This is a genomic window from Bacillus sp. BC05(2025) (genome assembly GCF_056725905.1).
This window is the reverse complement of sequence record NZ_JBWYRA010000011.1, coordinates 1-14,435: the sequence shown is the minus strand read 5'-3', so window position 1 is coordinate 14,435 and position 14,435 is coordinate 1. Positions and strand designations below refer to the sequence as shown.

Here is a 14,435-nt window from a genome sequence, read left to right as displayed (position 1 = left end):
GGACAAACTTGCAAAAGTATTGTTAGCTTGTTGCGGAATATTTTTGGTGATTGGGGTTATTTATTTAGTTGTTTTTGCGAAGTAAACGAGCGTCAATCGTGGCAGAATGATATTGCCATAGATTGACGCTTTTAATATATATGAAAAGGAATAAAACATGAAAATCAACCAATACATAAGTGAAGCAAAATCTTGCTCAAGACGCGAAACAGACCGCCTTATTAAAGCTGGACGCGTGGCTATTAACGGCAAAATATGTACGCACGGTGCAATCGTGAACGATGGTGATGTTGTAACGATTGATGGGCAGGTTCTTGCAAAGGAAGAGAAAGAAAAGGTGTATATCGCTTTTCATAAACCAGTTGGTATTACTTGCACAGCAGCCGATCATATTGAAGATAATATTATTGATTATATCAATTACCCAGAGCGTATCTTTCCTGTTGGGCGATTAGATAAAGAGTCGGAAGGGCTTATTTTATTAACGAATGATGGCGCCATTGCGAATCAAATTTTACACGGAGATCATGAGCACGAGAAAGAGTATGTTGTCACTGTCGATAAGCCATTTACAGATTGGTTTATTGATGAGATGTCTAGCGGTGTAAAGATTAGAGATGGAATGACGAAGCCGTGTAAGGTGACGAGAGTGGATCATTCTACATTTCGCATCGTTTTAACGCAAGGAATGAACAGACAAATTCGTAGAATGAGCCGTGCTTTCGGGTTTACTGTAACAAAGCTAAAACGAGTTCGTATTATGAATATAGAGCTAGACGATCTTGAAGTAGGAAAATGGAGAAGCGTTACATCTGAGGAATTAAACATATTAATTGGGCAGTTATAGGGAGGAAAAATTTTCTCCCTATATTTTTTTGTCAGAAAAAATAAAACTATTGATTTTTTTAAAAATAGCCCATATAATAAAAAACAACAAGTTTCGACAAGATATTTTATAAAAGTAATGATGAGGACATGAGTTGTTTTTTACGATTCTCAGAGAGGGAAGCCTAGGCTGTGAGCTTCCTAATACGGAAAGACAGACTTACCACCTCTAAACTTCAAGAGTGAACTGCATGATGCATTGTAATTCTTGGCGGATAAAACCGTTATCAATTTACACGAGCTATAAAATGAGCTTATTTTGTTATAAATTCATTTTATTAGAATAAGGGTGGAACCACGATTTCAACACTCGTCCCTTTGTTAGGGACGGGTGTTTTTTGCGTTCTTTTACGGGGAAGTATGCTTGAAAGAGGATATGTGACGGATTTTAATTCAGAATATTTTGTTAATTAATCATTTTAGGAGGTTAGTAGAAATGAAATCATCTTTAAAGTTTTCTGAGATGTTTGCAATAAGTTTAATGTTATTTGCACTATTTTTCGGTGCAGGTAATATGATTTTTCCACCAGCTTTAGGGCAAGGTGCTGGAACAGATGTATGGATTGCCTTGTTCGGTTTTATCGTAACGGGTGTTGGATTACCTTTATTAGGAGTTATCGTTATCGCTTTAAAGGGAGATATAAATGAGTTAGCAGGACGTGTACACCCTATATTCGCACTAGTGTTTATTACTGCAATTTATTTATGTTTAGGCGTATTCGTAAGTGTGCCGCGTACAGGAACTGTTGCTTATGAGATGAGTGTTGCACCGTTTTTACCAAGTGAGATAGCTGGTCAATCGTATCCACTTGTTATCTTTACATTCATTTTCTTTGCCGTAACTTTCTATTTAGCTTTAAACCCATCGAAATTAGTGGGTCGAATTGGTAAAGTATTAACTCCAATTTTATTAGCTGTTATTGCAATTATCGTAGGTAAAGCATTTATTACACCAATTGGAGAATTTGGCGCACCGACAGAAGCGTATAGTGCTCCTCTTTTCAAAGGATTTATTGATGGATATTTAACTTTAGATGGACTTGCAGCGCTAGTATTCGGAAATGTTGTCATTCATGCTTTAAAAGAAAAAGGAATTACAAATAAAAATAGTATTGCAAAAGTAACAATCTTTGCAGGATTTATTGCAGCACTTGGTTTACTGCTAGTTTACTTAGCTCTTGCTTATCTGGGAGCTTCAAGTGTGTCTCTTGGAATGGGAGCAAACGGAGGAATTATTTTAACAAACGTTGTAAATCATTTATTCGGTAGTTACGGAACTTTATTATTAGGAATCGCAATTTCAGCAGCATGTTTAACAACTTCTGTAGGTATTGTTGCAGCTTGTGGGGAATATTTTTCTTCTTTATTACCAAAGCTTTCTTATCAAAAAGTCGTTTTCATTTTCTGTGTATTAGCATTTATGGTAGCAAATCTTGGGTTAACTCAGTTAAATGCATTAGCATTACCGATTTTAATTGCAATTTACCCAATTGGTATCGTGCTGATTGTATTATCGCTAGTTGAAAACTATATTCGTCTTCCTTTAGTAATGTATGTAGGTGGTATTGTAGGAGCATTCATGATCAGCTTCTTTGATGGATTGCACAATGCGAATCTTCAAATTGAGGCATTAGCACCTATTTTAAATAAAATTCCGTTATATAGTGTAGGGATCGGTTGGTTAGTTCCTGCTCTAGTAGGTATTGTAATTGGATATGTCATTTCTATTTTTCAAAAGCAAGAAGTTGCTGTAGAAAAATAGTGAAAAGAGGCTTTCTATGAAAGAAAGCCTCTTTTTTTGTAGAGAAAGCCGTATATATAGAAATTTAGATATTCGAAATTTTATACGTAATATAGTTGACAAAAAAATTATGAGTAGGCTAAGATTGACTTAGTTGTGGAAATATTGGAAGGAAAGTGAGGAGTGGAAGGTATAAGGTTTTCTATAACGATATCATTTTTGTAAATAGGGGTGATAGAGTAGGAGAATGATAGTTTTATTTTTTTTGCGTTTCATTGAGAATGATAATCAATGATTAGGGACTTATGTTAAAATATGAATCGCTCTTTATAAGGAATAGGGAGGGATATTATTTTTAACACGCATTGAGAATGATAATCAATAATATCTATATTACATAAACAAATTACAATTAAATAATGATAGAGGATTATTATTTTTTCTTATAAATTGAGAATGATTATCATTTTTAAAAAAGTGTAGATGAAGGATAACAAGGAGGAAGTAAGCCAAATGAGAAAGATTTCTGTATTACCCGCTTTTATTATAACGTTCGTATGTATGCTAGCTTTTCTTGTCATGCCATATGGGAAAGTTTCAGCACAACTAGCTGACGGTACTTATGATATTAACTATGTCATCCAAAAAGCGGAAAATGATTCAGCTTCCATGGCAAATGATTATTTTGAAAAACCAGCTAAGTTAGTTGTAAAAAATGGTGATATGAGAGTACAAATTCCGATGAATCATAGTGCTTGGATTACAGAATTTAAAGCACCTGAGAACGGGAATTTTGTTGATGCAAAAGTTGTTAGTAAAGATGAAGAGGCAGATAAAAGAACTGTAGAGTTTAAAATAGATGATTTATCTAAACCAGCAGCTGCAAAAATTCATGTTGTTGTACCAAACGTAAACTATGACCATCACTACACAATTCGCTTTGCGTTTGATGCAAATATAAAAGCGGTAGGTGGAGAAAATAAAGCAACTACTGCAACAAAGAATAATGATCAAACAAAAACAGAGACAAAAGTAAAAGAAGAAGTGAAGAAAGAAGAGAGTAAAGAAGCAAATAAAGAGGCGAACAAAGGAACAAATGAAAATGGTAAAGCTGAAAAAACAGATAACCCAAAAACAGGCGATGAATCACGCATCGGATTATTTGCAGTGTTAATCCTTATCTCAGGTGTCTTCTTAATTCGTAAAGTACGTCAAAACTAAATAAAGGAGCGTTATTCCATTGAATAGATATCTTAAAATTGTGATTGCGATGTGCTTAATGATATTTACATTCGTATCGACATTACAACCACTTGCTGTTCAAGCAGCTACTAAACTAGCCGATGGTGAATATTCAATTGGTTTCAAAGTTCTTAAGGACACATCAGATGAAGAATCTATGATGAATCAATACTCTGTAAGTCCAGGAACTTTAAAAGTGAAGGATGGGAAGAAGAAGGTATCCTTTACGTTAGAACATAGTTCATGGATTACAAAGTTTGAAACAGAAAAAAATGGCCAGTTTGTTGCGACAAATATAAGTAGTGAAGATAAAGAAAAAGATACAAGAGTAGTAGAATTTGAAGTGGACGATGTAGAGAAAGTATTACATGCGAAAGTAAAAGTAGACATAGACTTTTTAAATTATCATCATGATTATGATGTGCGTATTGCATTTGATCAAAACAGTATTACACCGATTCATGTAGAAAAACCAAATGAAAAAGAGGATCCAGCAAATAAGCCAGATCCAAATGAAAAACCAGATCCAAGTCAGAAGCCCGACCAAAAGCCTGACCCAGATCAACAACCAAATTCTAACACAATTGCAGATGGAGAGTACAGTATTCCATTTAAAGTGTTAAAGGATCAAACAGATGAAGAATCTAAGATGAATACTTACATGGTAAATCCAGGAGTATTAAAAGTAGAAAATGGTAAGAAAAAAGCAATTGTAACACTAAAAAGTAGCTCGTTAATTAAAAATTTCCAAACTGAAAAAGATGGTACGTTTGTTGATGCAAAAGTAGTAAGTGAAGATAAAGAAAAAGATACAAGAGTAATAGAGTTTGAAGTAAACGATTTATCAAAAAAACTAAATACAAAAGTATTTATCGAAATGACGTCAAGAAACTATAAGCAAACGCATGATGTGCAACTTTTATTTGAACAAGATAAGCTTGAACAAATTAAAAACGAAGAGAAACCGGAAGTAGAAAAGCCAGATGGAAACAAGAATCCAGATACTGACAGAATGAAAGACGGCGAATACAGCATCAGTTTCAAAGCTTTAAAAGATCAATCAGAAGAAATTTCAATGATGAACACGTACACGAAGAGTCCAGGTGTGTTAAAAGTGAAAGATGGTAAAAAATATGTATCATTCACATTAACAAATAGTGCATGGATTACAAAGTTTGAGTTTGAGAAAAATGGCTCGTTTGTTGATGCGAGTGTATTAAGTGAAGATAAAAAAGCTGATACACGTGTAGTGGAAGTTGAAGTAGACGATTTAACGAAAAAGCTAAATGCAAAAGTAAAAGTAGATATCGATGCGATGAATTATCACCATTTTTATGACATTCAATTTGCATTTGATAAAGATAGTATTAAACCGTTAGACAACCAAGGCGGAAAGGATAACCAAGGCGGAAAGGATAACCAAGGCGGAAAGGATAACCAAGGCGGAAAGGATAACCAAGGCGGAAACGACAACCAAGGTGGAAAGGATAACCAAGGCGGAAACGACAACCAAGGTGGAAAGGATAACCAAGGCGGAAACGACAACCAAGGTGGAAACAATAACCAAGGTGGAAACGACAACCAAGGTGGAAACAATAACCAAGGTGGAAACGACAACCAAGGTGGAAACAATAACCAAGGTGGAAACGACAACCAAGGTGGAAACAACAACCAAGGCGGAAACAATAACCAAGGTGGAAACAACAACCAAGGTAATAACACAACCATTGATCCAAAAGCACTAAAAGATGGTGAATACAGCATTGGCTTTAAAGTGTTAAAAGATCAAACAGAAGAAATTTCAATGATGAACACATATACAAAGAGTCCAGCTGTACTAAAAGTGAAAGATGGTAAGAAGTATGTGTCGTTTACATTAACGAATAGTGCATGGATTACAAAATTTGAATTTGAGAAGAATGGTTCTTTTGTTAACGCAAAAGTGTTAAGTGAGAATAAAGAACAAAATACAAAAGTAATAGAGTTAGAAGTAGATGATTTAACGAAAAAATTAAATGCAAAAGTAAAAGTAGATATTGATGCAATGAATTATCACCATTTCTACGATGTTCAATTTGCGTTTGATCAAAATAGTATTAAAGCATTAGGTAACCAAGATAGAAACGACAACCAAGGCGGAAACGACAACCAAGGCGGAAATAATCAACCAAAAGTGATAGTTGATCCGAAAAATTTAGTAGATGGTCAATATGATATTCCATTTAAAGTGTTAAAAGATAAAACAAATGAGCTTTCAAAGATGCATGACTATACTGTACATCCAGCCAAATTAATCGTTAAAGATGGTAAAAAGTATATTGAGATGACGCTGAAAAATAGTGCGTGGATTACGAAATTCCAAACAGAAAAAGATGGTTTATTTGCTGATGCAAAACTAGTGAGTGAAGATAAAAATGCAAATACGAGAGTAGTGCAATTTGAAGTAAGTGATTTATTTGCAAAATTAAATGCAAAAGTGAAAGTTGATATTAATGAAATGAACTACCATCATTTCTACGATGTTCAAATTCAATTTGATACAAATAATATTGGTGCATTAGGAATGATTAAAGAGGACTCAAAAAAAGATCCGAAAAATGATCTGAACAAACCAGTGATTACATCGAAAGTAGATAATGTAAAAACAGTAAGTACTCCTGATTTCAACCGAAATGCAGATGATAAGAAGAAAAAAGAAGAGCAAAAAAATGATTCGAAAAAAGAGAAAAACTCAAAAACTGCAGATACAGCCCAACTTGGTTTATACATGGTGTTACTGCTAGGTTCACTTGCTTTACTAGTTCGTAAATATAGAGCAGGTAGATTGTAATTTTTGGAGTCTTGATGCATGTTCGCATGCATCAAGACTTGTTTCATATTGTTTGGAAAGGAGTGGTGATAGAGAGTGAAAAAAATTGCAAGTGTACTAATGGCTATCATTTTATTAGTGTGTATAGCTGGATGCTCATCACCTAAAAAAGAAACAGCGAAGCAGGTAAAGAGTGAAAGTAAAGAGCGAATTGTTGCCACGACAGTTGCTGTTACCGAAATTATGAATGCGTTAGAAGTAGATTTAGTTGGTGTTCCAACAAGTACGAAAGATCTACCAAAGAGATATAAAGGTTTACCTGAAGTCGGGAATCCGATGAGTCCTGATATGGAAAAGGTAAAGTCATTAAGACCGTCAGAAGTATTATCCGTGACAACACTTGAATATGAATTAAAGCCAGTTTTTGATGGTGTAGGTATGAAAGCAAACTTTGTAGACTTAACTAGTTTAAAAAATATGCAAAATTCCATTAGTAATTTAGGTAAGCAATATGGGCGTGAAAAGCAGGCTAAAGTAGTTGTAACGAAGTTAGATAATAAGGTTGCAGAGATTAAAAAAGCAGTAAAGGGAAAGAAAGAACCGACAGTGCTTATTTTATTAGGTGTACCGGGGAGTTATTTAGTAGCAACAGAGCATTCTTACATTGGCGATTTAGTGAAACAATTAGGCGGTAAAAATATTGTACAAGGTGAGCAAGTAGAGTATTTAGCCTCTAATACAGAGTATTTAAAAAAAGCAGATCCAGACATTATTTTACGAGCAGCACATGGTATGCCTGATGAAGTTGTAAAAATGTTTGATAAAGAATTTAAAACAAATGATATTTGGAAACACTTCGCTGCAGTTAAAAATAACCGTGTTTACGATTTAGAAGAGCGTTTATTTGGGACGACAGGCAATTTAGCAGCAATTGAAGCGTTAGATGAATTGAAAAAAATGATGTATCCGTGATGCATTTTAATATAAAGGAAGAGTGGAATGAATAAAAAAACTTGGAGTTTCCTCATTGTTACTGCATTGCTTATTGTTATGACATCATTGTCAGCAATGAAAGGGAGTTTAGAAATAGGGATAGTGGACCTTCTGCAAGGGATATTTACAGGGGACAATGAAGATGTTGAAGTAATTAAAGATTTGCGTTTCCCGCGTATTATTATTGCGCTGTTCACCGGAGCAGCTCTTGCTGTTTCAGGTGTGCTTTTTCAAGCTGTTATGAAAAATCCACTCGCTGATGCTGGCGTAATCGGTATATCTTCAGGAGCAAGTTTTATGACACTTGTTATTATTACGTTATTCCCTCAATTCTTTTTCTGGACACCAGTATTCGCCTTTTTAGGTGGTGCGTTTGCATGTTATCTCGTTTATGCATTTTCATGGAAGTCAGGGTTAAGTCCACTTCGTATTATTTTAGTTGGTATAGCTATTAATGCAATGTTCACTGGATTAAATGAATCGTTCATTACAATTTGCGGATATTTCATTAAGAGTATTAAGCAAACGACGACTTCTAACATAACGATGAAGACGTGGGGTGATGTAGAAATAATGGTTACGTATGGAACGATTGGTCTTATCCTCGCTCTGTTCGTAGGAGCTTGGTGTAATTTATTATCGCTACAAGATAAGACCGCGAAAAACTTAGGTTTGCACGTGACGAGAGTTCGTCTTATTATTTCTGCTATTGCAGTACTTTTAGCGGCAGTATCAACGGCGATTGCAGGTGTTATTGCTTTCGTAGGATTACTCGTTCCGCACATTTCAAGACAACTAGTCGGTTCAGATCATAAAGTATTAATTCCATTTTCTGCTCTTGCAGGAGCCTTATTAATTTTGACGGCGGATACGATTGGAAGGTTAATTGTGCCACCTAATGAAATTCCAGCGGCAACGATTATGGCAGTTATTGGTGGACCGTTCTTAATATTCTTGCTTAGAAAGAGTGATAAAGTTCATGGAAATTAAAAATGTAACCTTTTCGTATGATAATGTAACGGATCGATTAAAGTCGGTTAGTAGTGAAATAGAAATTGGTAAAATTACAACAATTATTGGTCCAAACGGTTGCGGGAAGTCAACATTACTTGGCGTGATGTCAAGAAATCACGATCCTCGTAGCGGAGAGGTAATACTGGACGGAAAGGCGATTAGCCAATATAAACCGAAAGAGTTTGCTAGAAAATTAGCCGTTGTCCATCAACAAAATGAAGCACCAGCAGATATGACGGTAGAGAAATTAACAAGTTTTGGTCGTATGCCTCATAAAAATATTTTTTCCTCGCAAACTGATGAAGATAGAGATGCAATCGAAAGGGCTTTAGCATGTACGAACTTGCTAAGTAAACGTGATAAAGAGATTCACGCTTTATCTGGTGGAGAAAGACAACGTGTTTGGATTGCGATGACGTTAGCTCAGAAAACACCGATGCTCTTTTTAGATGAGCCGACAACATATTTAGATATTTATTATCAACTTGAAATATTAGAGCTAGTAAAAGAGTTAAATGAAGTGCATGGATTGACAATCGTTATGGTATTACACGATATTAATCAGGCGATTCGCTATAGTGATCATATCATCGTTATGAAAGATGGCAAGATTGTTACGAAAGGTAAGCCGGATGATGTTGTGACAGAAAGTATGATAAAGACGATATACGGTGTAGATGTTGTCGTAAAGCAAGATGAAGATACAGGGTTGTATATGGTTCCAATGGGTATTTAAATATGCGAACAATCCGTTTTGAGGTGATAATTTGAGTAGTAAAAAAGAACGGAAGAAGAATTCTTTTTTTCAACGAATACTTACAGTTGTTTTTTTAGGTACCTTTTTCTATTCAATATATGAATTAGGTGGTATTTTCATGGATTACTATGAAAATCGTAAAGTAATGGCCGAAGCACAAGATATTTATGAAAAAAGTCCGATGGAAGAGCAATCACAAGACGGGGAAGTGCGTAAACAGTTCAAAGCTCTGCAGCAAATTAACGAAGAAATAGTTGGATGGATTACGATGGATGATACACAAATTAATTATCCAATTGTTCAAGCGAAAGACAATGATTACTATTTATTCCGTAATTATAAAGGTGAAGATATGAGAGCAGGAAGCATCTTTATGGACTATCGTAATGATGTGAAGTCTCAAAATCGAAATACTGTTTTATATGGTCATCGTATGAAAGATGGTTCTATGTTTGGAAGTTTAAAGAAAATGTTAGATGAGGATTTCTTCCTGTTACATCGTAAATTATATTACGATACATTATTTGAAGGATATGATCTTGAAGTGTTCTCGGTGTATACAACAACAACTGATTTTTATTACATTGAAACGGATTTTAGTAATGATACAGAATACGCCTCATTTTTGGAGAAAATTCAAGAAAAATCGCTGTACAAAACGGATACAAAATTGACAGCAAGCGATCAAATCGTAACACTTTCGACGTGTGACTATGCACTTGATCCGGAAGCAGGAAGGTTAGTTGTGCATGCGAAACTAGTAAAAAGAAAGTAATTAAAAAAGTATAGAATATGAGAAGTGGTAAAAATTCTCATATTCTATACTTTAAAAAAGAAATATGTTTACTGTGCTGCAGCCATCGGCATACGTACAACTTTTACATCATAGTAAGAGATTTTATTATCAAGAATATAATCTGGCATTCCGCCTTGGTGTGAGTGAGCAGCTTTAAATGCTGGGCTCTTTGTCCAACCTTGAAAATCTTCTTTTGCATTCCAGCGTGTGCTAATTGTTACTTCATCATAATCAACGGTATTTTGCGTTAAAAGAACTTCTAATCCTAAAAAGCCTGGCATTGTTTCGACTTGACCTACTTTATTAAAACGATCAATTAATTTATGTCCATTTCCCTTTGTAATTTTAGCTGTATTTGTAACAATAATCATGTTTATTCCTCCTATTAAGTGTAGCCTGTATTTTCGAGAATTCATATACATTAAATGATAATGAAAATCATTATCAATGTCAATGTTAATTTTGCATTATGATACTATTTTTTATGTAAGTATAATGTCCTTCAGTTGAATGTGTTGACTATATATTTAACTTGATTATATATTATGTAAATAGAATCAATGGGAAATGTGTAGAAGTAAAGAATGTTTATACTTTGCTGTCGCAATACTATGAACAAGGAGGATATTATGGTCGAATCACTTTTACTTAGTATTGTTATTATTATTACGTTGGGTATTGCTTCGCAATGGACTGCATGGCGATTCCAGCTCCCTGCTATTGTTGTTATGGCAGTTGCTGGATTATTAATTGGTCCAGTTTTCGGTATTATTAATCCAAAAGAGGTACTTGGAGATGTTTTTAGTCCGCTCGTATCACTTTCTGTTGCGATTATATTGTTTGAGGGTAGTTTAAGTTTAGACATACGTGAACTGAGGGGACTATCAAAGCCAGTATTTCGTATCGTTACGTTTGGTGCGTTTATTGCTTGGATTGCTGGCTCGCTTGCAGCTCATTACGTCGCTGGATTAGATTGGGCAGTTGCATTTATTATTGGAGGTCTCTTTATTGTGACAGGCCCAACGGTAATTATTCCGTTGTTACGCCAAGCACGATTAAAGCCAAGGACGGCTGCAATTTTAAAATGGGAAGGTATTATTGTTGATCCATTTGGAGCTTTGCTTGCTGTATTTGCATTTCAAATTGTAAATTTCTTAACGAAAGAAAGTGTACAATTACATACGTTGCTGTATTTCTTTGCAGGTTCGTTATTTGCAATGGTGCTTGGGTATGCGTTCAGTATTTTTATGAGCTATATGATTTTAAAGGGAAAAGTACCAGAATATTTAAAGGCACCAATTTTGCTTGTTACGGTACTATTATGCTTCGGTATTGCAGATGAAGTGATGCATGAAACAGGTATGCTAGCTGTAACAGTAATGGGGATTACACTTGCGCGAATGAAGAGATACATCTCCTCTATCGGTGATATTCGCCATTTTAATGAAAATATTTCAGTACTATTAACGTCAACAGTTTTTATTATATTAACAGCATCGCTTCCAAGGACAACTATTATGGAGATTTTCAGCTGGCCTATTATAAGTTTTGTACTTATGATGCTATTTGTTGTGCGTCCCTTATCGATTTGGATATCGACAATCGGTACAGAATTAACAAAATCAGAACGAGCGTTAGTTGGCTGGATTGCGCCGCGAGGTATTGTTGCATTAACAGTTTCTAGTTATTTCGCGACGGAGTTATTACAAGAAGGTTATAAAGATGCTTCTATATTAACAGCACTTACATTTGCACTTGTTATTACGACCGTTTGTGCTCACGGATTTTCAATTGGATTTTTAGCGAAGAAATTAGGATTGGCGAATACGGAGCCACCAGGAATTTTAATTTCAGGTGCGAGTACCTTCTCTTCTGCTTTTGCATTGCATTGTAAAGAGATGGGTGTTCCAAGCTTAATTGTAGATGTATCAGAAGAACATTTGCAATGTGCAAAGGTAAAGGGGCTTAATACATATAATGGCCAAGTACTATCCGAACAGCTACAATTTGAAGTGGATATGAATCAGTATGAATACTTGATCGCTGTAACAGATACGGATTCATATAACGTCTTAGTTGCAAATACGTATGTTCCGCAGTTTGGACATCATAATACATTTTTACTTCCAATCCATGATGTGGGGAAAATTGAGCAAGAGCGTATTTCTCTATCGAAAAAAGCGCATTTACTGTTTGGTCCAAATGAAATTTATGAAGAGTTAAATCAGAAAATTGAAGATGGTTATACATTTAAAACGATACAAGTTACAGAAGAAGAAAAGATAAATAAGGAAGAAAGAGATTTTGAGGAAGTAATATTATTTATTCGTCATAGTGACGGTAGTCTTACCTTTTCCACATTGTATAAATATATAGCAGTTGTGCCAGGTGATGAGCTAGTTGTACTAGCAAAGCAATAATATGGTATAGTGAAACGAGGCTGTTTTTCAGTCTCGTTTTTTACATGCTTCCTATAGAGAAAGCATGCAAATGGAAAGGAAGTTATTATATGCGATCAGAAGTAACTGTAAAAATAAAACCGAAATTTATAAAAGAAATTAAAAGTGGATATCCGCTTATTTTAAAAGATGCGATTCAAAATTTAAATGATGTTCGTGAAGAAGGAACAATCATTAAAGTAGTAGATGAGAAGAACAACTTTGTCGGAAAAGGTTATTATGGAAAACAAAATAAAGGATACGGCTGGATTTTAACGAGAAAAGAAAGTGAACAAATTAATCAATCTTTCTTTGAAAGTAAAATTAAATCTGCCTTACATAAACGAAAACAATTTTATAAATCAAGTGATACGACAGCATTCCGTGTAGTGAATGGTGAAGGTGATGGTCTTGGCGGACTAATTATCGATTATTATGATGGATACTATGTAGTAAGTTGGTATAGTGAAGGGATTTATACTTTCAGAGATGAGATTATAGCAGCTCTCCAAAAAGTAGCAAACTTTAAAGGCATTTATGAGAAAAAGCGTTTTGATACGAAAGGGAAATACATTGAAGGTGATGATTTCGTAGCAGGAGAGCGCGGTGAATTCCCGCTTATCGTAAAAGAGAATGGTGTGAACTTTGCTGTTTATTTAAATGACGGAGCGATGGTTGGTGTATTTTTAGATCAACGTAACGTGCGAAAACAAATTCGTGATAAGTATGCAAAGGGAAGAACCGTGTTAAATATGTTCTCTTATACAGGTGCTTTTTCTGTATTTGCAGCGCTTGGCGGAGCGAGCAAAACGACGAGTGTCGACCTTGCAAATCGTAGTTTAAGTAAAACGATTGAGCAGTTTAGTGTAAATGAAGTGGATTATGAAGCGCAAGATATTATTGTAGAAGATGTCTTTCTGTACTTCAAATATGCAGCGAAGAAAAAGATGAAATTTGATATGGTCGTACTTGACCCTCCAAGCTTTGCACGATCAAAGAAGTATACATTTAGTGCAGCGAAAGATTATAAAAACTTATTAAAAGAAACAATTGCCATTACAGAAAATAACGGGATTATCGTTGCTTCTACAAACTGTAGCGCATTCGATATGAAAAAGTTTAAAGGCTTTATCGATACAGCATTTAAAGAAATGAATGGCAAATATAAAATATTAGAAGAACATTCTTTACCAGAAGATTTCCGTACCATTGATCAATTTAAAGAAGGGGACTATTTAAAAGTAGTTTTCATCGAGAAAACTAAAGGTTAATAAAGAAAAAAGGAGCTCGCGTTTACTTGAGCTCCTTTTTCTTATTGAACGATATTTTGTACTCTGCCGACTTGCCCGTCCTGCAATCGCACTTTAATACCATGCGGATGGGAAGGGGAATTCGTTAAAATATCCTTTACAATTCCACGTGTTAATTTGCCTGTGCGTTGATCTTGTTTTAATACAATATCAACTTCGAGGCCGGGGGCGATATTAGAACGTTTTTGTCCGTTCATTTATACACCTGTACGTCTACGTTGGTTGTTTGTTTTCTTCGTTTGTTGGTTTTGTAATTTTTTTGTTTCTTGGCTTTGGTTTTTGGCATTTTGACCATTACCGTTACCTTGCTTTTTCTTTGCAAGTTGTTCACGCATTAAATCAGCTAAACTTACTTTTTTGTTTTCTGACATGATAAGTCTCCTTTATATAAAGTTAATTATGAACTATCGTAGTAAATTTCATCATATCATTGTTAGGGAAGGAAGGGAA

At 34.9% G+C, this 14,435-nt stretch carries 13 protein-coding genes and 1 other annotated feature; of the genes, 10 read left to right on the top strand and 3 right to left on the bottom strand.

What is annotated here, in order from left to right; genetic code table 11:
• The first annotated feature begins 157 nt into the window (after positions 1–157).
• From ACZ76X_RS24405 to srtB, 8 genes are all read left to right on the top strand, one after another.
• The gene (locus ACZ76X_RS24405) at positions 158–847 is read left to right on the top strand and encodes a 23S rRNA pseudouridine(2604) synthase RluF (RefSeq protein ID WP_479851954.1); all 690 of its coding nucleotides are present in this window, start codon (positions 158–160) and stop codon (positions 845–847) included.
• A 108-nt stretch (positions 848–955) separates the two neighbouring features.
• Positions 956–1,206: a binding site (T-box leader), on the top strand.
• Positions 1,207–1,321: 115 nt separating this feature from the next.
• Positions 1,322–2,647 carry a branched-chain amino acid transport system II carrier protein BrnQ6 gene (brnQ6, locus tag ACZ76X_RS24400; protein ID WP_479851953.1) on the top strand — a complete coding sequence of 442 codons (1,326 nt, stop codon included), beginning with the start codon at positions 1,322–1,324 and terminating at the stop codon, positions 2,645–2,647.
• Positions 2,648–3,139: 492 nt separating this feature from the next.
• Complete coding sequence (gene isdC / locus ACZ76X_RS24395; RefSeq protein ID WP_479851952.1) at positions 3,140–3,847, top strand: heme uptake protein IsdC; 708 nt, start codon at positions 3,140–3,142, stop codon at positions 3,845–3,847.
• 19 nt (positions 3,848–3,866) lie between these two features.
• Complete coding sequence (locus tag ACZ76X_RS24390) at positions 3,867–6,698, top strand: NEAT domain-containing protein (RefSeq protein ID WP_479851951.1); 2,832 nt, start codon at positions 3,867–3,869, stop codon at positions 6,696–6,698.
• Positions 6,699–6,773: 75 nt separating this feature from the next.
• Positions 6,774–7,649, top strand: a complete 876-nt coding sequence (gene isdE / locus ACZ76X_RS24385) for a heme ABC transporter substrate-binding protein IsdE (protein WP_479851950.1) — start codon at positions 6,774–6,776, stop codon at positions 7,647–7,649.
• A 27-nt stretch (positions 7,650–7,676) separates the two neighbouring features.
• A complete protein-coding gene (locus ACZ76X_RS24380) occupies positions 7,677–8,660 on the top strand; it encodes a FecCD family ABC transporter permease (RefSeq protein WP_479851949.1) in 984 nt (327 codons plus the stop codon).
• A complete protein-coding gene (locus ACZ76X_RS24375) occupies positions 8,650–9,420 on the top strand; it encodes an ABC transporter ATP-binding protein (RefSeq protein ID WP_479851948.1) in 771 nt (256 codons plus the stop codon). The genes ACZ76X_RS24380 and ACZ76X_RS24375 overlap by 11 nt, the downstream gene beginning before the upstream one ends.
• A gap of 31 nt (positions 9,421–9,451) precedes the next feature.
• Positions 9,452–10,216: a class B sortase gene (gene srtB, locus ACZ76X_RS24370; RefSeq protein WP_479851947.1), complete on the top strand. Its 765-nt coding sequence runs from the start codon at positions 9,452–9,454 to the stop codon at positions 10,214–10,216.
• Positions 10,217–10,284: 68 nt separating this feature from the next.
• On the opposite strand, the gene isdG is transcribed toward srtB, so the two are convergent.
• Entirely contained in the window at positions 10,285–10,608 is a 324-nt protein-coding gene (gene isdG / locus ACZ76X_RS24365) for a heme oxygenase (protein WP_000587815.1), read from the bottom strand.
• A 258-nt stretch (positions 10,609–10,866) separates the two neighbouring features.
• Between isdG and ACZ76X_RS24360 the strand changes: the two genes are divergently transcribed.
• Both ACZ76X_RS24360 and ACZ76X_RS24355 read left to right on the top strand, forming a co-directional pair.
• Entirely contained in the window at positions 10,867–12,657 is a 1,791-nt protein-coding gene (locus tag ACZ76X_RS24360; protein WP_479851946.1) for a cation:proton antiporter, read from the top strand.
• Between the two features lie 89 nt (positions 12,658–12,746).
• Entirely contained in the window at positions 12,747–13,946 is a 1,200-nt protein-coding gene (locus tag ACZ76X_RS24355) for a class I SAM-dependent rRNA methyltransferase (protein WP_479851945.1), read from the top strand.
• 41 nt (positions 13,947–13,987) lie between these two features.
• Here the strand turns inward: ACZ76X_RS24355 and ACZ76X_RS24350 are convergent, their stop codons facing one another.
• Both ACZ76X_RS24350 and ACZ76X_RS24345 read right to left on the bottom strand, forming a co-directional pair.
• Positions 13,988–14,182 (bottom strand): YwbE family protein, encoded by a 195-nt coding sequence (locus ACZ76X_RS24350; RefSeq protein ID WP_001014310.1) that lies wholly within the window; start codon positions 14,180–14,182, stop codon positions 13,988–13,990.
• Positions 14,183–14,356, bottom strand: a complete 174-nt coding sequence (locus ACZ76X_RS24345; protein WP_001293578.1) for a hypothetical protein — start codon at positions 14,354–14,356, stop codon at positions 14,183–14,185. It abuts the gene before it with no gap.
• Positions 14,357–14,435: the final 79 nt, after the last annotated feature.

What these genes read in the sequence shown, in the direction of transcription:
- ACZ76X_RS24350 (WP_001014310.1), bottom strand. Translation starts at nt 14,182, where the DNA reads ATGAACGGACAAAAACGTTCTAATATCGCCCCCGGCCTCGAAGTTGAT.
- ACZ76X_RS24345 (WP_001293578.1), bottom strand. Translation starts at nt 14,356, where the DNA reads ATGTCAGAAAACAAAAAAGTAAGTTTAGCTGATTTAATGCGTGAACAA.
- ACZ76X_RS24355 (WP_479851945.1), top strand. Translation starts at nt 12,747, where the DNA reads ATGCGATCAGAAGTAACTGTAAAAATAAAACCGAAATTTATAAAAGAA.
- ACZ76X_RS24405 (WP_479851954.1), top strand. Translation starts at nt 158, where the DNA reads ATGAAAATCAACCAATACATAAGTGAAGCAAAATCTTGCTCAAGACGC.
- ACZ76X_RS24360 (WP_479851946.1), top strand. Translation starts at nt 10,867, where the DNA reads ATGGTCGAATCACTTTTACTTAGTATTGTTATTATTATTACGTTGGGT.
- isdC (WP_479851952.1), top strand. Translation starts at nt 3,140, where the DNA reads ATGAGAAAGATTTCTGTATTACCCGCTTTTATTATAACGTTCGTATGT.
- isdG (WP_000587815.1), bottom strand. Translation starts at nt 10,608, where the DNA reads ATGATTATTGTTACAAATACAGCTAAAATTACAAAGGGAAATGGACAT.
- ACZ76X_RS24375 (WP_479851948.1), top strand. Translation starts at nt 8,650, where the DNA reads ATGGAAATTAAAAATGTAACCTTTTCGTATGATAATGTAACGGATCGA.
- brnQ6 (WP_479851953.1), top strand. Translation starts at nt 1,322, where the DNA reads ATGAAATCATCTTTAAAGTTTTCTGAGATGTTTGCAATAAGTTTAATG.
- ACZ76X_RS24380 (WP_479851949.1), top strand. Translation starts at nt 7,677, where the DNA reads ATGAATAAAAAAACTTGGAGTTTCCTCATTGTTACTGCATTGCTTATT.